21 protein-coding genes and 2 pseudogenes are annotated in these 15,091 nt (G+C 59.8%); 13 read left to right on the top strand and 10 right to left on the bottom strand.

All coding sequences use genetic code 11. The annotated features are described in order from the left end of the window. Positions 1-699 precede the first annotated feature (699 nt). The 4 genes from AB7008_RS14500 to AB7008_RS14485 all read right to left on the bottom strand — a co-directional run bounded on the left by AB7008_RS14500 (position 700) and on the right by AB7008_RS14485 (position 2,168). On the bottom strand, positions 700-999 hold the full coding sequence (locus AB7008_RS14500) for a hypothetical protein (RefSeq protein ID WP_039151929.1): 300 nt from the start codon (positions 997-999) through the stop codon (positions 700-702). A gap of 88 nt (positions 1,000-1,087) precedes the next feature. Then, positions 1,088-1,249 carry a hypothetical protein gene (locus AB7008_RS14495; protein WP_158332905.1) on the bottom strand — a complete coding sequence of 54 codons (162 nt, stop codon included), beginning with the start codon at positions 1,247-1,249 and terminating at the stop codon, positions 1,088-1,090. A gap of 286 nt (positions 1,250-1,535) precedes the next feature. Beyond that, a complete protein-coding gene (locus AB7008_RS14490; protein WP_148312130.1) occupies positions 1,536-1,784 on the bottom strand; it encodes a hypothetical protein in 249 nt (82 codons plus the stop codon). Between the two features lie 171 nt (positions 1,785-1,955). Then, positions 1,956-2,168 (bottom strand): hypothetical protein, encoded by a 213-nt coding sequence (locus AB7008_RS14485; protein ID WP_039146965.1) that lies wholly within the window; start codon positions 2,166-2,168, stop codon positions 1,956-1,958. A gap of 653 nt (positions 2,169-2,821) precedes the next feature. Here AB7008_RS14485 and AB7008_RS14480 point away from each other — a divergent pair. Together AB7008_RS14480 and AB7008_RS14475 are read left to right on the top strand one after the other, a co-directional pair. Continuing rightward, positions 2,822-3,061 carry a DUF6894 family protein gene (locus tag AB7008_RS14480; RefSeq protein WP_374762046.1) on the top strand — a complete coding sequence of 80 codons (240 nt, stop codon included), beginning with the start codon at positions 2,822-2,824 and terminating at the stop codon, positions 3,059-3,061. Between the two features lie 1,232 nt (positions 3,062-4,293). Then, positions 4,294-4,485 (top strand): hypothetical protein, encoded by a 192-nt coding sequence (locus AB7008_RS14475; protein ID WP_041953490.1) that lies wholly within the window; start codon positions 4,294-4,296, stop codon positions 4,483-4,485. A 61-nt stretch (positions 4,486-4,546) separates the two neighbouring features. Here AB7008_RS14475 and AB7008_RS14470 read toward each other — a convergent pair whose 3' ends face one another. Next, entirely contained in the window at positions 4,547-4,705 is a 159-nt protein-coding gene (locus tag AB7008_RS14470) for a hypothetical protein (RefSeq protein ID WP_166350952.1), read from the bottom strand. A gap of 547 nt (positions 4,706-5,252) precedes the next feature. Between AB7008_RS14470 and AB7008_RS14465 the strand changes: the two genes are divergently transcribed. Next, positions 5,253-5,660 (top strand): hypothetical protein, encoded by a 408-nt coding sequence (locus AB7008_RS14465; protein WP_039146957.1) that lies wholly within the window; start codon positions 5,253-5,255, stop codon positions 5,658-5,660. On the opposite strand, the gene AB7008_RS14460 is transcribed toward AB7008_RS14465, so the two are convergent. After that, entirely contained in the window at positions 5,638-6,222 is a 585-nt protein-coding gene (locus AB7008_RS14460; RefSeq protein ID WP_224517037.1) for a hypothetical protein, read from the bottom strand. The two genes, AB7008_RS14465 and AB7008_RS14460, sit on opposite strands and share 23 nt — an antisense overlap. 92 nt (positions 6,223-6,314) lie before the next feature. Here AB7008_RS14460 and AB7008_RS14455 point away from each other — a divergent pair, with 92 nt between their 5' ends. Both AB7008_RS14455 and AB7008_RS14450 read left to right on the top strand, forming a co-directional pair. Continuing rightward, on the top strand, positions 6,315-6,650 hold the full coding sequence (locus AB7008_RS14455; protein WP_041953487.1) for a hypothetical protein: 336 nt from the start codon (positions 6,315-6,317) through the stop codon (positions 6,648-6,650). A gap of 6 nt (positions 6,651-6,656) precedes the next feature. Further along, the gene (locus AB7008_RS14450; RefSeq protein ID WP_158332875.1) at positions 6,657-6,833 is read left to right on the top strand and encodes a hypothetical protein; all 177 of its coding nucleotides are present in this window, start codon (positions 6,657-6,659) and stop codon (positions 6,831-6,833) included. A 314-nt stretch (positions 6,834-7,147) separates the two neighbouring features. Here the strand turns inward: AB7008_RS14450 and AB7008_RS14445 are convergent, their stop codons facing one another. Beyond that, a complete protein-coding gene (locus AB7008_RS14445; RefSeq protein ID WP_441258942.1) occupies positions 7,148-7,792 on the bottom strand; it encodes a response regulator transcription factor in 645 nt (214 codons plus the stop codon). A gap of 1,358 nt (positions 7,793-9,150) precedes the next feature. Here AB7008_RS14445 and AB7008_RS14440 point away from each other — a divergent pair. Together AB7008_RS14440 and AB7008_RS14435 are read left to right on the top strand one after the other, a co-directional pair. Then, positions 9,151-9,357 (top strand): hypothetical protein, encoded by a 207-nt coding sequence (locus AB7008_RS14440; RefSeq protein ID WP_051664523.1) that lies wholly within the window; start codon positions 9,151-9,153, stop codon positions 9,355-9,357. Between the two features lie 516 nt (positions 9,358-9,873). Further along, positions 9,874-10,134, top strand: coding sequence for a hypothetical protein (locus tag AB7008_RS14435; protein ID WP_200889975.1), 261 nt, complete (start codon positions 9,874-9,876; stop codon positions 10,132-10,134). Positions 10,135-10,364: 230 nt separating this feature from the next. Here the strand turns inward: AB7008_RS14435 and AB7008_RS14430 are convergent. Further along, a pseudogene (locus AB7008_RS14430) lies at positions 10,365-10,532 on the bottom strand (DUF1236 domain-containing protein); the annotation flags it as partial. Here AB7008_RS14430 and AB7008_RS14425 point away from each other — a divergent pair. After that, a complete protein-coding gene (locus AB7008_RS14425) occupies positions 10,515-11,381 on the top strand; it encodes a hypothetical protein (protein ID WP_212102515.1) in 867 nt (288 codons plus the stop codon). The pseudogene AB7008_RS14430 and the gene AB7008_RS14425 overlap by 18 nt on opposite strands. 62 nt (positions 11,382-11,443) lie before the next feature. On the opposite strand, the gene AB7008_RS14420 is transcribed toward AB7008_RS14425, so the two are convergent. Further along, complete coding sequence (locus AB7008_RS14420; RefSeq protein ID WP_232208719.1) at positions 11,444-11,611, bottom strand: DUF3606 domain-containing protein; 168 nt, start codon at positions 11,609-11,611, stop codon at positions 11,444-11,446. Positions 11,612-11,621: 10 nt separating this feature from the next. Beyond that, positions 11,622-11,801, bottom strand: coding sequence for a hypothetical protein (locus AB7008_RS14415; protein WP_039146942.1), 180 nt, complete (start codon positions 11,799-11,801; stop codon positions 11,622-11,624). A gap of 47 nt (positions 11,802-11,848) precedes the next feature. Here AB7008_RS14415 and AB7008_RS14410 point away from each other — a divergent pair, with 47 nt between their 5' ends. From AB7008_RS14410 to AB7008_RS14390, 5 genes and pseudogenes are all read left to right on the top strand, one after another. Continuing rightward, positions 11,849-12,106 carry an Hsp20/alpha crystallin family protein gene (locus AB7008_RS14410; protein ID WP_441258941.1) on the top strand — a complete coding sequence of 86 codons (258 nt, stop codon included), beginning with the start codon at positions 11,849-11,851 and terminating at the stop codon, positions 12,104-12,106. A gap of 80 nt (positions 12,107-12,186) precedes the next feature. Continuing rightward, positions 12,187-12,513 carry a hypothetical protein gene (locus tag AB7008_RS14405; protein WP_039146937.1) on the top strand — a complete coding sequence of 109 codons (327 nt, stop codon included), beginning with the start codon at positions 12,187-12,189 and terminating at the stop codon, positions 12,511-12,513. A gap of 73 nt (positions 12,514-12,586) precedes the next feature. After that, entirely contained in the window at positions 12,587-13,621 is a 1,035-nt protein-coding gene (locus tag AB7008_RS14400) for a sensor histidine kinase (RefSeq protein ID WP_212102416.1), read from the top strand. 98 nt (positions 13,622-13,719) lie between these two features. Continuing rightward, a pseudogene (locus tag AB7008_RS14395) lies at positions 13,720-14,274 on the top strand (LysR substrate-binding domain-containing protein); the annotation flags it as partial. A gap of 179 nt (positions 14,275-14,453) precedes the next feature. Then, complete coding sequence (locus AB7008_RS14390; protein WP_080703847.1) at positions 14,454-14,948, top strand: phosphate-starvation-inducible PsiE family protein; 495 nt, start codon at positions 14,454-14,456, stop codon at positions 14,946-14,948. The last annotated feature ends 143 nt before the right edge of the window (positions 14,949-15,091 follow it).

The following is a 15,091-nucleotide window of genomic DNA, read 5'->3' as shown; positions in this document are numbered from 1 at the left end:
GCTGCTCGCGGAGTGCTTCGTTGAATTCAACGGCAAGCCGGTCGCCTCCGTGAAAAAGGGCTTTAAGACCGCCGTAGGCTTGCCGGCCTACCCGGGAAGGTGCCCCCCCCACACCCAGCGCCATACCGCTGCGACATGGCTCATGCAGCGGGGTGTGTACCCATCTGGGAGGCGGCAGGGTTCCTGGGCATGTCTCCCGAAGTCCTGCAGGACACCTACGGGCACCACCACCCAGACTTTCTGCAGGGGGCGGCCACGGCCATTGGCCAAAAAGGCCGATATGTTCGGTGGTTGAAACGATGGTTGACTCGGGAACGACCAACGATCAGAAGGAAAAACCTAATGATTTCTGGTCGGAGTGGCAGGATTCGAACCTGCGACCCCTGCGTCCCGAACGTAAGTAGCAATCAGAAAATCCAACAAAAACAAACAAGTTCGATCCTGATCGACCACCTTTACCGCCGTTTGTTCACGGGGTTTCGGTGGTCAATCGGTGGTCAGCCTACGGCGTGATTCGACAGGCGGGCCACGCCGAACGTGGAGAGCACTCCATTGGTAATGGAGAGGTCGACAGTTCAATCCTGTCTGGCAGCACCATCAAATTCAAATACTTAGCCTGATCGTGCTCTGCTCGAAAATTGAGCCGGAAGCACACCGGAAGCACGGTGGACGGTTTGGCCGCCCACCGGCATACATCGTTCAGTGAAGCTGCAAGCGAGCTTCCATCTCGTCTTTCGCCTTGAGCATTCGCATCGCCATCGGCAGCGTCACTGCGGCGTCGACCTCAACCAGGTTGCCTGCCAAGGGACGAAATTGGCCGGCGGCCTTGCCTTTGAGAGGGCCTAACATCGCCGCGGCTACTGCGGAGCTCACCTGGCACTCAATGAGGGCGTACGGCCCATCGATGGTAAGAAGAATATCCACTTTCCTGCAGCGAGCGTGCGGCCGATATAGGTTTCGCAAGGGGTAACCGAGCAGCAACCGCTGCACATCCATCATTGCAATATCGCGAGCTAGTCCTGCAGCTCGCGTCTCGACTTGCCCGCCAGCGTTCCAACTGGCGGGTTTTCTTTTGGGATTGTGCCGATCACTTCAGGCGCTTCATTGTCGGCAGTGCCGGCTTGGGCGGCCGCTTCTTCGGATTCTTGTGGTTGAAGTGCCCGCGGGCGGGAAGCGGGATCAGATAGCGCTTGCAGATCTTGCGGAGCGTGAACTCTGACATGCCGAGGTCGGCGGCCGCCCGGATCATCGTCTTGCTCCAGACGAGATCACGGAGCTCAGTGCGGCTTAGCTCCCTTCGAAACACTCCTCTGCCGAGCCGAAGCTTCTATTCCCGCGCTTGCGCGGCCGCTTGATTCCGTGCGCTCTCTCGAACGCTTTGGTGGCTTTGTCCTCCATCCTCGACCGATAGCGCGCTAGCCGCTCCGGATACGGATAGGGAAACGGCGCACACGCGTTCCTGAGCTTGTAATACCGCCTCACCCAAGACTGCTGCTCCTCGTTGTCGAACGGGTAGAAGGAGACGTCCGGCGATGTCACGGGAGATGCGTCGGGAGGAAGCCCGGTCGTTTGAGATCAAAGTCCCACCAAATCGCACAGCCCATCCGAGTGTGATGGTAATCAGTCGCCAGAGCATCGATCGTCCCCGCGCAATACATCGGATCGCTGCCTCGACGCGCGACCGGCGCGATCATGCCGATGTTCTGGAGGTCGTGTAGTTCCGATGCTCTGAGCTTCAGACGCTTGAGCACCTGATATTCTTCGTAGAGCGGTGGCCCGGACATGACGCTCCCCCTGTTTCGGAAGAAGCCGGCCATGAGCCAACGTTGTCTGTCAAATTGTGAGAGTTGCGATTTTCTATCGCAGGAAAATAGACGTCAGTTCAATAAGTCGCGGCAGTTGTCGGGTTTGTTGAGCTCTCCTTGCGAAACCCCTTGGCTTTCTGATTCGCCCCTCTACCCCCCAACCGGCCCCGACAGCGTCTGCAGCCCCGCCTCGATGGCCGCGATGTCCTGCTCGACCAGAGCGATCGACGACCGGCAGTCGAAACCCTCCCTGGCCTTCAGGTCGACCGCCAAGCGCCGCCGGTGCATCCGTAGATCCTCGAGCGACTGGCGATCCTTCAGTCGGGCATAGCCGTCCACAATCAACTCAATCGCACTCGACATAACGCTACCCCACAATGAAATTCGCATTTGCAATGCGGACAGGCTAGCGGGAAACGGGACCGGAGTAAATCGACAGCGAGACATCAGCCGAGGCACACGGTGATCTGGCAGATAGACCGCAGACGATCGGCATCCGCGCTGGCGTGCCGATAAGCGCTGATCAATGGGGCTGGAGCCTTGTGTTTATCTAGGCATGGAACCCAGCACCCAGCGCTCAGGCTCGGCTCCAACATTCGACCAAGCCCGCGCCGTATTCGAGCGGCAGCAGGTGGAGCCGACGCTTCGCGAGGACGATTGAAGTTTGGCGGCGCGACCGCGATTTCCACGCATGGAAGTGCCGCATGCAAGCTGAGGGGTCCCGGATGCCGACGCAAAACTCCAACGGCTGGTCGAGGTGCTTCTGCGGCGAGCCGATCCCGATTGCGTACGAGGTGCACATCTCACCGTTCACCGGGGGATCGGCGCATGAACAAACACGTCGAGAAACGCCCCTTCGCCGAGCCCGAAACCGCCGCGCGCAAACTTAGTTCCGTCAGCTCTCTCCGGGAAAACTCGGCAGTCGGCTGTAGAAAAATCCAGGCAGCTCGACCAGAGGCATTGCCAAGCCTCCGGGAAAACTAGGAACCCGGCCCGGCAGTGCAAGTTGGTGCGGCATGCCAAGGTTTTACTTCGACTACCGCAGTCCGGCCGTCGTTATTGATCATGAGGGTATCGATCTTGCGGACCTTAAGGCCGTCGAACGGTTAGCGCGCGAATTATTAGGAGAAACCATCATTTGTGGTGCTGGCACAGGACCTATCGAAGTCGAGGCAAGAGACGAGTTTGGTCCAATACTGCGCGTGACCGCTACGATAGAGGTCAAAAGGCGCACCGAACACGGCGGCCGAGCGTGATCGCGCTTCGGAAGCGACCATTGTTTTTCCTGATAGGTGCGGGAACATAGCGTAGGCGCAGCAGTGCGCAGGTTCGATTGATCTACATCAACCTCCTGCGCGGAGAGAGCCGCAATCTCGCGAGCGGGGCTTAAGGACTTCATAGAAGGGTTTCGGTCATGCTCCGCTATATTCTCGCTCCTCTTGCCGCTTTCGTTTTGCTCATCGCCTGCCTGATCCCCGATGATGCTGAGGCTCGGCGCGGCGGAGGTGCCTATCGGGGTGGCGGCGGTTACCGCGGCGGTGCGGTCGCAGTTCGAGGACCGCGGGGCGGCGGCGCTGTTGCAGTGCGCGGCGCAGGCTATCGCGGCTACGGCTATCGGGGCTACGGTGTCGGAGCGGCAGCGGTAGGCGCTGCTGCCGTCGGCGCCGCTGCGTACCGCCGCAGTTGCTACGATGCGTACGGAAACTATATTTGCGCCTATTAATACGTGGCGACGCCTGATAGCGCGGCTTGGCCCTCTGCGGGTCTTCTGAGGGCGCGGGTTTATGCGGGGACCGCGCGACCGTGATTGTCGAGAATATCTGCTGCTAGAGAATCCGTGGTTGCAGTTGCAGGACCGGCCGGACGTGACAGCTACGGACAGTACATTTGTCCGGAGCAATACCCTTACTGGTATTGATGCAGCCGAAGTTCAGGACGGCGGTTCGCAGCCGCCGTTCTCCCTATGCTTCGGCCAAGCATGCAGCTCGTCAACGGCCGTAGTGAATTTGTAAGATGGCCAAGACGCCCACTGCGCGGCGGCTTCTGCAATTTCAGACTGGGAACTGATTTGCAGTTTCTGCAGCAGGCGTTTCCGCTATTCGCCAACTTGTTCTGGTCTTCCGCCGATCTGAACCGCAATGGCACGATCAGAGTAGCCTCGGGCTAGACGCCGCAAGATGCGCTTCTCACGCGGGCTCAAAATAGGAACGCTACCGTTGATCACTTTGACCTCTACAATGCACGGGATCGAGCATATCCCAGTGGGCCACCGGCAGTCACTGAAATTCCGGTGGCCGGTCGAACCCGCTCCCAATTTCCCCTGTTTGGTAGAGACCCGAACCGACAAGCATACCAGTGCAGGCCGCCCCTCCGAAATTGACGCAGATCAATTGCAACGTGGCAGACCTCCCGCTTTAGTGGGCGATCAAAGTGCCAGCATGGACGAATGGTGATTGTGCCCCAGCGAAGTTGAAGCACGGGGGTCGTCATGAACGTACGAGAATTAATTGAGACGTTGAAGGCACTCCCAAATCAAGATGCGATGGTGGTCATTGGCGAAGGCCAAATGCCCGAGGTTTGGCTTATTGTTTCAGGTGTGGTGGAGCGTCGCATTCATGTAAGTGAGACCACACTCGATTGTGTGGGGCCGGGCAACGATATCGCTATCGAAATTGTCTGATCGCGCCGACCGGACGACCGGCGTACGGGCTGCATGAGCGCGCCTTGGCCGTCGGCCCGCCTCACTGCCGCAAATCCTCGCAGAGCTTGATCAGGATCATGACCGTCGAGCCGACTGCAACCACCACGGCGCAGACAAACGGCAACTCCAGGCCGACAAGGACCGCTCGAACACGGAGCGATCTTTTCAATTGCGCGAAGCGCAAGCCTGCCACACCCATCGGACATCTCCGTTTGGCCCCCAGCAGCAGCGGTCTATACTCAGCGCGCGAAATGAGGCCCGGCTATTGCCGCTTCGGCTGTTCCCTACATCAAGGTGAACAAACCGTAGCGAAGCCGTGGCTCGGTTCACTTTTGAACTTAGGTGATCCACACCTCGCGCATTTCGCGCATGCGACCCGAACGATGTCGAACAGGCAGAATTGCTATACGTGACGGCAGCAATCTCGCTTTCGTCACGGATATTCCAAAGCAGCGCGGAGCGCACCAACGCTGGGCGAAGATACGTGCCGCGCTCGGCATTCTTCGACTGAGGTTACCTAGCACCTATGTGCGCCTGCTGACGTCGAGCGAAGAGCTGCTCGCCGGACATAGGAACGACGGATGACAGGGCGCGTTTGCATCCGCTGGCCGCTGCATGGGCCAGCAAAGGGCGGCCCCGACCCACATTTTCTTCAGCCCTTGTGGGCGGGGCCGTTCCAATCCATTGCGCATAACGCCCATCACCGCAGCCGATCTTGACGCCCTTGCTGCGCCCCGGTTGGATTGATGCTCCGGCTCGGTGGAGAGTGTTATGCGTTCTTCCCCGTCATGGATCGCGAAGACATCACGGCGCCGCCGATGCCGAAGCCGGGCATCGTGCAGCACGAGGAGAGCTTCGAGGTCGTGAAGGCCGACGGCTCGGTCGAGTTCGTCTATTTCGATGAGAACCCCGGCCGCCGCGTAATCAACGGTCGGCTGTCGAAAGAGGCCGCGTTCGCCAGGGCGCAGGAACTGCTCAAGGTCGTGGACGATCCGCATTTGCGTCCATCCCTTTGCCGGAGCGGCCTGCAGTTATCGTCCCGGCAGAGTCGTGGGCTGCCCGGGCGGCTCGATGCGCCAGAACGGATATGCCGCCAGTTCTCTCGAATGCTGCCCGAACATATCGACCCGTCTACTTGTAAACTCCGTAAATGACGCCGAAAAATTCAGTTGGTGACCTGATCGTCGCAAGTCTTAGGCCGAATTCAAGCGCAAATTGCGCGTTGGCCCCGGCCATCTCAAGTAGCTTCGCTTGATACGCCTGCATGTTTGCCGTCGCTAAAGCAAAGCCTTTCGTTGGATCGCTACCCGTCATTCTCTGACTGACGTCATCTGGTAAGGCATTCACCCGAGGCTCAATGACAGGAACCTCGTGTTTACGATCATCATGAAGCTCAGGAGGCGGTTCAATAGAGACTGCCGCAACAGAGCGAAGTAAATTCTCTTTCGGGCTTCTGACAATGGCCTGCTTGTTCCGTTGGGCCCGCGCGGCCATTTTCGGATTGCGGGCGCGCTTTGGTACTGTCGCCGGTTTGCGCTTGCTCATCTGACGCTCCAAAAAAAATGGGGGGGGTGCGACCACAACGGTCATTTCTGGAAGGACAACAGGCTTTGTGACGTGGTCGTTCCAAACCCGTGCATTGTTGCGGTCCGGGATGAACTGGAGATCAATCGCACGTTCTGCGATGTCGACGATGAGTTTAGGTAGCAACTTCAACCAACAAACGTCTAACTGGCGATCCCCAACGACCAAACTTGACGCCCCCCGGCACGACCCGCTTGGATTAGCGGGTTGATGGAGCAAGCGTCATGCGTATCTCGCCGTCGATCGTGCCCGGTTCCGAGCGGGACATCTATCTGGTGCTGGATGATTTCGGCGGCCGTCTTGGCCGGGCCTGGACCGAGACCGACGAGGAGCACACTGACCGCGAGACACTTCTGCGCCACCTGATGGAGGGGCAATACAGCAACCCGGCCCGCATCGTGAGCTTCAACACTGGTGAGGGCTGGTCGCGGGATGCCTCCGAGGACATTACCGAGGCGCTGCAACAGCGATGCGCCGTGCGCGGCGAGGTTCCGCCATCCCTTGAGGCGTTCCTCGAAATCCACGGGCCCGGGGCCACCGTCCAACTATCCCTGCTTTGAGCAGCCATGACCCCTTTCGGCCTGGTCATCGTCGCGGTCATCGTCACGCTGTTTGTCGTCGCGCTGGCGACGCCCGCCGGACGAGTCGCCTTAATCGGACGCGCCCGCGGGATGGTCCTCACGCTGGTCTGGCTCGCCCTGCTCGTGCTGCTCGGTACCATGTGGGCGCGGCTCGGCTGGTGATTGGTGGCCCCACCTCCTATTCTGGTGGACTTGCGCACCGCCTTGATGGTCCGCACCGTAACTGGAACGACGAGACGGCGCGTGCATTGGCGTCCATGGATGATAGGAAGTGGATCGCCATCATGGTCTCGTCGATGCTGCTGCTAGTTGGTGCGGCCGCAGTGCTGGTGTCACGGCCCGAGCTGCTCGGCGCGGTGAGGTGAAGAGCGGGTTCGCGCGCGGCATAGTCGTCATGCTGGGCTGGCTCGCCCTGCTCGTGCTGCTCGGCGCCCTGTGGGCGCGGCTCGGCTGGTAGTGGCCTACTTCCTATTCTGCTAACTGGTCTGGCCCGCCCGATGCAAGAATGCCAGCCCGTCCGAAAGAGAAACAAGTTCCGGCAACGACCGAACCTGCATTTTCGTCATCACGTGAGAGCGATGCGCCTTGATCGTGCGCTCGGTCGTGCCCAGAGCGCTGGCGATCTGCTTGTTGATTTGGCCGCGAATGACCAGTTCAAAGACTTGCCGCTCGCGTGGGGTCAAGGTCGCAAGATGAGAAAGAAAGGCTTCGCGCATGCTCTTCAGGGGACGCGCCGCGTCGTGTTGCTCTAAGGCTCGGTCGACCGCTTGAAGAAGCTGGTCCGAAGATATCGGCTTGATCAGAAAATCTTGCGCACCTGCCTTGATGGTCCGCACCGTAGCTGGAAAATCAGCGTATCCAGTCAGGAATATAATGGGCAGCGTTGAGCCTAGTTCGATTAAGCGCTCTTGCAGCTCTGGACCGCTCATTCCCGGCAACCGCACGTCAAGAAGGATGCAACTCGGCACCTCGTTGCTCGGCAAGCGATCCAATAAATGCTGTGCCGAAGGATAGGTCGAAACCTCGTAACCGAAATCCTTTAGGCGATCTCCTATCGTTTTGCAGAAGGTCGCATTGTCATCGACAATATGCACGAACCTCGGACCGAGCTTCACCTCCACTGCTTCCGACCTCCGGCTTTAGGAAAATGTTGCACGTGCCACCATAAGTGTTCGTTCAATACAACGTTAGCGCGAGCTCGCCAAGAGCTTGAAATCACGCCTCATTAAATGAGACCCCAGTCCAAATGGGGCGATGAGCTGGGGCCCTTGAATTTGCCCTAAAAGTTTGAGGGCGTTGGGAAAACTTGGCAAAAGCCGCGGTGTTCCTGTGCGCGTCAGAACAGCGCACGCGGTGCCCTGGGGCGGTGCGGGAAACGCCATGGCGGGCTCTAACCAGCTCTTTCAACTTGCGACTTTCTGCCCTGGTACATAGATCGCGGCTCATGGCACCGCGTATTGAGTTCGCCATCCCGGTCAAAGGCATCAAGGTTCCGACCGGCCCCGATTGGCTCCACGATCAAGCATGACGGTTACCGCATCCGACTGCTGCGGGAGGGCAAGCGCGTGCGCCTCATCACCAAGGGCGGCCACAACACGCGCGGCTCTGGCATCCCTTCCGCCCAAGTCGAAGAGAGCAACGCAGACCCGAACCAATGGGGTCAACGGCCCGGCGCTGATCCGGCTGCTGAAGGTCGACGCTTTGGCATGGCGTGGTATCGCAAAGAGATACCGAGCTGATGCGCTTTGACAGCCACCGACGAGACGCCTCGGTTCAAGTCAGCGGCTATCGTTTCGCGGCGGTGATTCCCGGCCATCGCCTTGAGCTTCTCAAGGTCTTCTGAGGTCCATGGGTGGCGAACAGAATTGGCCATATGCTGATCCTCCGAAACGAAAGATTTGGCCCGTATAATTTCCGCTAGGACCAAAAGTTTCATTGGATCGGCCCGCGGACCGTGCGCAATGGCCGCGCCTAGCGCGATGCGCTCGAGATCCCGTGCGCCATCGAGATCCTGCTGCCGCTGCTGACGCAGACGAAAGCGCGGCGCCTGGTCGCCGAGGCCGGACTAGGGCACAACTGGCATCTGCGCGCCGCAGCACCATCTAGCCGGCATGTCACCGCCGCCTTGCCGTTGCTGGTCCAAACTCACTGGTTCTTAAGCGCGCCAAGGGATGTGCTGGCAACCTTCGCTTGGTAGAAATAGCCCAAGCTGGACACTGCAATGAGCACCATCCACGGGAACCAATATCCTTTGATGAACACGCGTTCGCGGATGACGAACGACAAGCGATAGCGAGGACTCAAAGCGATCAGAATCGCTGTGCACCGGTACGGCGGCTCCTGGTCTATTGACCAACCTCTTGGGCTCGGCCTAAGACCACGCGCAAGCACCAGCGGCTGGCTCAAGGCTCGGCTAGCCCCTATCCTGTCGCCATGATTAACACCGCCCTCACCCGCCGCCGCGCGTAAGCTCGTCGAGATCGCAGCGAGCGTCGAAGCTGTCCAGGACGGCCGCATCTATATCGAGCGGATCAATGCGCCCTTCTTGTTCAAGCTGACGGGCAGCGGCAGCGAATTCGGCGCCGGGCTCAAACACGCGATCGAGCGCGGCTGGCTACAGCTGCACGAGAGCGGGACTTACGTGAAGCTGATGCCGTCCAGTGAAGACCTGCTGGCCCGCAAATAAAAGCATTCTGAACCTGCGGCACGCATCTGCGCGATCGTCACGGACGCGGCGCCTGGCCGATGGCGGCTGGCGTCTTTTTCGCGTAGATCTTCCATGGAATGGCGAAGTCGTTCGCCGACCGGATGACCGACGACTAGACCGAACTGACCTAAGCTTCCCTGAAAATCCCCGCTCTCCATGTACAGCCCCGAAAAACGACCAGCAAGGGCGCTGTGCGGCGCTGGGACGCACCCGAACCTGAGCTGCGGATCGCTGACGCCATGAACGGCGGGAAGTGGAGCGCCCGCCATCTTCAGGAGCGGGCCAGCAAGTCGTGGGGTTGTTGTGTTTCCAGTAAAATGAGTAGTTAGCACAATTGAGTAGTTCTCAAGATAAATCAGTGAGTTAACGCAGATATAGAAACCAACCACGACTCTGGTCAGTTTAGACGTCATCACCGCGCGGATTGTGGCAAACATCGGTGATGAGAACGCGACAATGCGCTCCCGCCTTCCTCTGACGGCAAAGGCGCAGCGCATGATCAAGCGTCGCAACCGAACCAAGCACACGAAAACATTTGAAGAGCGATTGGCTGAAGAGGCTGCGCGCTTCAAGGAGGCCGCAGCACAGTTGCCGCCAGGCACCCAGCGCGAGCTATATCTCCGGCGAGCCCGCCAGGCCGAAACGGCCTCACACATCAACGAATGGTTGACGTCGCCGGGGCTACAATCGCCGACCGCGTTGGAGAGTTTGCAGGCAGGAAGACAGGCGAAGCGAGATCGAGGCGCATCGGACTAGAATCCGGGTGCAAGTTGCCGCATTGAAAGAAAATGGCGGAATCCTTCGGTAATAGCTTCACCGTCGTTCAAGTGACTGCGGACGACACAACAACGCAAATTTGGATCGCGCTCGCTAAACCGAGCCAAGCGCTGACGTTGGTGCTCGCCGCCGTTCCTGAGGGATGGACTGCGGAAGTATTGAGTGTCGCGATAACTTCCAAGCAGCAGCGACTGTTCGAAGGGCTTAAACTACAGCCCGGGGATGTTCATAGAGTTGGATAAGCGAGGCTCGACGATGACACGGCGGTCGTTCACGACCGCGTAGCGATACTCGGTGTAGTTCGGCACCGGGCGCAAGACCACGGTCGGGGGCAAGGGCTCGCCGACGACGACGCGCTCGTGGATCACGACGGAGGAGGCATCTACTTCCGCTACGTTGGTGAGACCCGCCTGATCAAGCCGGGCGAGCTTCGGCAGATCATCGCCGGGCGGGAGCAGCGGGCGATTGCGGAGTTCAGCGCTCGCATGGGCCGCGTCGCAATTGGCAAGGAGGCCACGATAGATCTCGACTCCGGCGAGGTAGCCGGCACCAGCGGCAAATTCGTCATCGACAAGGCTTTGCTGCCGAACATCCAGTTCGTGCGAGAGGGTGACTTCAGCCAGACGACCGGTGCGCCTGCGCTCAGGCTTATCGGCGACGTCGAGTCGGTGTCGGAAGCGGAACGAGAGCGGACGAGAGTCATCCGCGAGAACGTGACGCCCGACGCTGTCGTCCGCAACTTTCTACGCAACGAAAAGGTCGCCGAACCCATGCAGTACATCCACTTCCAGGCGCACGCCCAGCGGAAGTGGTTTCCCGTCTGGTTCTACGTCGATCAGACCAAGCTGACCGTCAACGGAGTCGTCGAAGATCTTCGCGGGCAAGTCGCGACCTACCCGTCGTCCCGAGATGCACTGGTCAACCGGCTCGCCGGGAAGGACGCAGCGTTCCGTCAGTCGACCGGCAAGGCCGAGGCCCTGCGCGCAAAGCTTGTTCGCGGCGAAATAACCGCGCCGACCGACATCGATCAGGACGTCGTCTTTGCGGCAGCCGTACAGGCGCTACCCACGACGGTCAAACCGAAGGATCTCGAAACCATCCGAAAAACGCTTCTGCACTGTCTCGATCGGGCGCAAGGCGCTGACGCTCGAAGCAGCAATCGACGGGGCTCAATCTATCGCGCCGCTTGCCGCCTTGACGAGTTGCTGTACGCGAAGAAAACGTAGCGACACGATCCGATGTGACGGCGAGCTCAGCGACGTTGCGCGATAGATCATCGCGCAAACGCCTAGCGCCCGAGGCGCTTCTCCACGCGCTTGCGGCTGTTGCCGACTTTCTTGACCGCCTTCTTCACGGCTGGGACCGAGCGGCCGGTCTTCTTGGCCTCATATCCCACTTCGTATTTCTGTCCGCCGGCTACGCGGGCCCGATCATGCCGTGCAGGCAGGACCAGCAGTGGCGCACGCCTAGGCGGCGAACCGATCGTGAAGGTTTCCGCGCAGCTCATTGAGCAGCCACTGCTCCCGCTCGATCCGACTTCGACAGAGTTCGCGCTCCTTCTCACGCTTTGCGCTCGCCAGCAGCAGCCGGTAGTGCCCGATGACCTTCTCGCTGCCGCGGATGAGGAGGTCGCGGACGTCTCTCATGGCTCGGCCCCCACTCCTTCGGAGCCAGCCGAATCATTCGGCACGGCATGACGGAGAACGACGTCCAGATCGAAATCGCGAACGGGGTGCTGACCATCCGCGGCGAGAAGAAGAGCGAGCACAAGGACGAAGACAAATACTTCACCGAGCGCTACTACGGCTCGTTCCAGCGGCAGATCGCGCTACAGGACGTCGAGGAGGACAAGGCCGAGGCCTCGTTCAAGAACGGCGTCCTGACCATCTCGCTGCCGAAGTCGGAGAATCCGCGAGCGGGCGTCAAGCGCATCGCCATCAACACGAAGTAAAGACCGTCACGGGCGGCGGTCGCCGCCGCCCGTGCTCACCGAATCCGTCCCGAGGAAAGGAGCGTAAAGGGAGGCAATCGATGACCAACGCCAACACGAACGCAGGTAATCTCAATCCCCTGTTCCATCCGGCCGCATACTATGCGTCTCCGGAGGATGTCCTGAACGACAATGAGCTATCCGCGCCGGAGAAACGGATCATTCTGTCGTCTTGGGCGTCCGACATGTTCGCGGTCGAATCCTGTCCCGCTTTGCGCGAGATCCCAGGCATGGGCCAACCCATCCCGCTCGCCGATATCCTTGCGGCCTTGCGCAAGCTCGATGGCGACGACGACCCGCCGCCCGGTGGAGGGGTGCCCATGCGGCTGCGGCGGTCCTGGGCCGCCGCGCCGGCGAGGCGCCCGTGATGCTCACGCAACGGCAACGTGCTAGGTTTTTCGTGCGAGCACATTTTTGAGAGCTCAGAGGGTGGGTTCGGTCATGCGGCAAGTCGATACGGCAAAGCTGACCGTAGCTGTCGATTCAGCTTTGGCGCGTCTGCGCGGATACATTCCTCCCGGGTCCTTGCAAGCCTACGCGTTCGCTGCCGTCTGCGCCCTCGGCGCCGGACTGTTCGAAGTCTGGCTGAAGTGGCTCGACCAGAATGCGTCTCCACTCATCGCATATTACCCGGCCGTGGCCTTCACCGCTCTACTCGGCGGTATCGGCCCGGCGGCTCTGGTTGCAATCTTCGGCGGCGTGACCGCCTGGTGGGCCTTCATGCCGCCCGCCTTCAGCCTTTCCCTGGAACGCCATGGCGACCAAATTAACCTCATCACGTTCGCCTTTGTGTCGATGCTTCTGGTGTTGGCGGCCGACCATTTCCGTCGGGTGGCGAAGCGCCTCGAGGACGAGGAGCAGCTTCGGCAATTAGCCGTGCAGGAACTGGCTCACCGGCTCAAGAACAAGATTGCAACCATACAGGCGATCATCAGCGTCCAATTGCGCGATCAGCCACAGGTCCGCGACGGCATCCTGAGCCGCCTCGCAGCCCTGACAGCGACGGATCACCTGGTCGAGGAAGCGAATGGACGCGGCGCATTCGCTCATGACATCGCGAGGACCGAGCTCGGTCCGTACGCCGCTTCGCGGGTCGTGATCCAAGGTCCGAACGTACTGCTTCCGCCCAAGTACGCTTTGACCGTTGCGCTGCTCGTTCACGAACTGGCGACCAACTCGGCAAAATACGGCTCACTGTCTGTACCTGACGGCATCGTGATGCTGACCTTGAGAATGACGGACGCACTTCTCGAAGTCGACTGGCAAGAGAAAGGTGGACCAACAGTAAGCGCTCCCCAAAGACAAGGCTTCGGACTGCGGCTCTTGTCGCGAGCACTCGAACAGTTCGGTGGCGGCACCGATATCCTGTTCGAGCCATCAGGGGTGATCTGCAAGATGAAGATCAAACTACCCGTTGGCACCACGTCTGAGCCGGTCGACGAAGATGGCAAGCCACTCACTGTGACTGCAATGTAGCGGTGCCGCGGGAATAGGTAGGAGCGAGATGCCTTGGCGTCCGGCTTCGCTTCGGCGACTGAGTACGCCGCCGCCGAGATCCTGCTGCCGGCGCTAAGCTCCTGCCGAAGTACCCCGACATCCACGTCGAGGTGATCATCGACTACGGCCTTACCAACATAGTGGCGCAGCAGGTCGACGCCGGCATACAACCGGGCGAGCTCGTCGCCAAGGACATGATCGCCGTGCGCATCAGTCCCGATCTTCGGATGGCCGTGGTCGGCTCGCCCTCCTACTTCGCCAATCGCAAACGGCCGAAGACACCGCAGGATCTGACACAGCACAACTGTTTTAACCTTCGCTTGTCAACGCATGGCGGCAGCCTCTACGTATGGGAGTTCGAGAAGAACGGGCGCGAACTCAACGTGCGGGTCGACGGGCAGTTTGTGTTCAACAGCGCTGGCATTCTTCTGGATGGAGCACTGAAAGGTCTGGGCCTCGCCTACCTTACCGAGGGACACGTCCGGCCGCACGTCTCGGAAGGTCGGCTCGTTCGCGTGCTGGCGGATTGGTGTCCGCCGTTCTCGGGCTATCACCTCTACTATCCTAGCCGGCGGCAACCCTCGCCGGCGTTCACACTACTGGTGGAGGCTCTAAGATACCGCGGCAAGTAGGACAACATTTCGTCCTCTGCCGCAAAATTGCAATCGAAAGGCTGCGACGTCCGCTTCTAAGACGACATGAGCAGACGAAAGACGACCAGCCTGCCTGGGGCAGCTTGTAACCCCATAGCGGGCGTCACGACCGTACGGCATTATCTGTGAAAAATGCTATGCCTAAAGCCCGCTGGCTGATGGAGCCGACGATGTCCTTGAAAACGGAATTCTCTGATCTGCGCCTGTCGTTCGAGCCGCTGACGCTCTACCAAAAATTCGAGCAAGTCTGCATCCTGATGCTGACCACGCTGATCGCCATCATCATTGCCCTCGCGCTGTGGAATCTGACGCTGAAAATCCTGCTCAGCATCTGGGCAACCAATTTCGATCCGACCGATTATGGTGTGTTCCAGACGGTGTTCGGTATGATCTTTACCGTCCTCATTGCACTTGAGTTCAAGCGCTCCCTGCTGGTGGTGGCGGAACGGCGCGACAGTGTTGTGCAAGTACGCTCTGTCATCCTGATTGCGTTGCTGGCCGTGGTACGCAAATTGATTATTCTCGATCTGTCGAGCACGGAGGCCTTCCATCTGCTGGCGCTCGCCGCAGCCATCCTTGCGCTGGGCGCCGTCTATTGGCTGGTGCGCGACCAAGGGCAGCCGCGCGAAATCATCGCGGCGGGAGACGGATGAGATTGCATTGCAAGCGGTCGCACAAAAGCTGACAAAATGGGTTCAAAATCGAAGTTCCTGGCCTGACGCGAGGAAACAGGTTGCCAGCAAACCGACCTGCACTTCTGTTGTTGGCCCGTTTGAGATCTCACGATGGGCACCGA

The sequence above is a fragment of the Bradyrhizobium sp. 521_C7_N1_3 genome, from assembly GCF_052075975.1.
Classification (GTDB): domain Bacteria; phylum Pseudomonadota; class Alphaproteobacteria; order Rhizobiales; family Xanthobacteraceae; genus Bradyrhizobium; species Bradyrhizobium japonicum.
This window is presented reverse-complemented; position numbering and strand designations above follow the sequence as displayed.

Bases quoted from the DNA above. Each gene is read 5' to 3' on its own strand.
- AB7008_RS14415 (WP_039146942.1), bottom strand. From the start codon at position 11,801: ATGAGAGACGTCCGCGACCTCCTCATCCGCGGCAGCGAGAAGGTCATC.
- AB7008_RS14480 (WP_374762046.1), top strand. From the start codon at position 2,822: ATGCCAAGGTTTTACTTCGACTACCGCAGTCCGGCCGTCGTTATTGAT.
- AB7008_RS14435 (WP_200889975.1), top strand. From the start codon at position 9,874: ATGATCAAGCGTCGCAACCGAACCAAGCACACGAAAACATTTGAAGAG.
- AB7008_RS14495 (WP_158332905.1), bottom strand. From the start codon at position 1,249: ATGATCCGGGCGGCCGCCGACCTCGGCATGTCAGAGTTCACGCTCCGC.
- AB7008_RS14500 (WP_039151929.1), bottom strand. From the start codon at position 999: ATGATGGATGTGCAGCGGTTGCTGCTCGGTTACCCCTTGCGAAACCTA.
- AB7008_RS14405 (WP_039146937.1), top strand. From the start codon at position 12,187: ATGACCAACGCCAACACGAACGCAGGTAATCTCAATCCCCTGTTCCAT.
- AB7008_RS14485 (WP_039146965.1), bottom strand. From the start codon at position 2,168: ATGTCGAGTGCGATTGAGTTGATTGTGGACGGCTATGCCCGACTGAAG.
- AB7008_RS14490 (WP_148312130.1), bottom strand. From the start codon at position 1,784: ATGTCCGGGCCACCGCTCTACGAAGAATATCAGGTGCTCAAGCGTCTG.
- AB7008_RS14410 (WP_441258941.1), top strand. From the start codon at position 11,849: ATGACGGAGAACGACGTCCAGATCGAAATCGCGAACGGGGTGCTGACC.
- AB7008_RS14475 (WP_041953490.1), top strand. From the start codon at position 4,294: ATGAACGTACGAGAATTAATTGAGACGTTGAAGGCACTCCCAAATCAA.
- AB7008_RS14390 (WP_080703847.1), top strand. From the start codon at position 14,454: ATGGAGCCGACGATGTCCTTGAAAACGGAATTCTCTGATCTGCGCCTG.
- AB7008_RS14455 (WP_041953487.1), top strand. From the start codon at position 6,315: ATGCGTATCTCGCCGTCGATCGTGCCCGGTTCCGAGCGGGACATCTAT.
- AB7008_RS14400 (WP_212102416.1), top strand. From the start codon at position 12,587: ATGCGGCAAGTCGATACGGCAAAGCTGACCGTAGCTGTCGATTCAGCT.
- AB7008_RS14470 (WP_166350952.1), bottom strand. From the start codon at position 4,705: ATGGGTGTGGCAGGCTTGCGCTTCGCGCAATTGAAAAGATCGCTCCGT.
- AB7008_RS14450 (WP_158332875.1), top strand. From the start codon at position 6,657: ATGACCCCTTTCGGCCTGGTCATCGTCGCGGTCATCGTCACGCTGTTT.
- AB7008_RS14465 (WP_039146957.1), top strand. From the start codon at position 5,253: ATGCTCCGGCTCGGTGGAGAGTGTTATGCGTTCTTCCCCGTCATGGAT.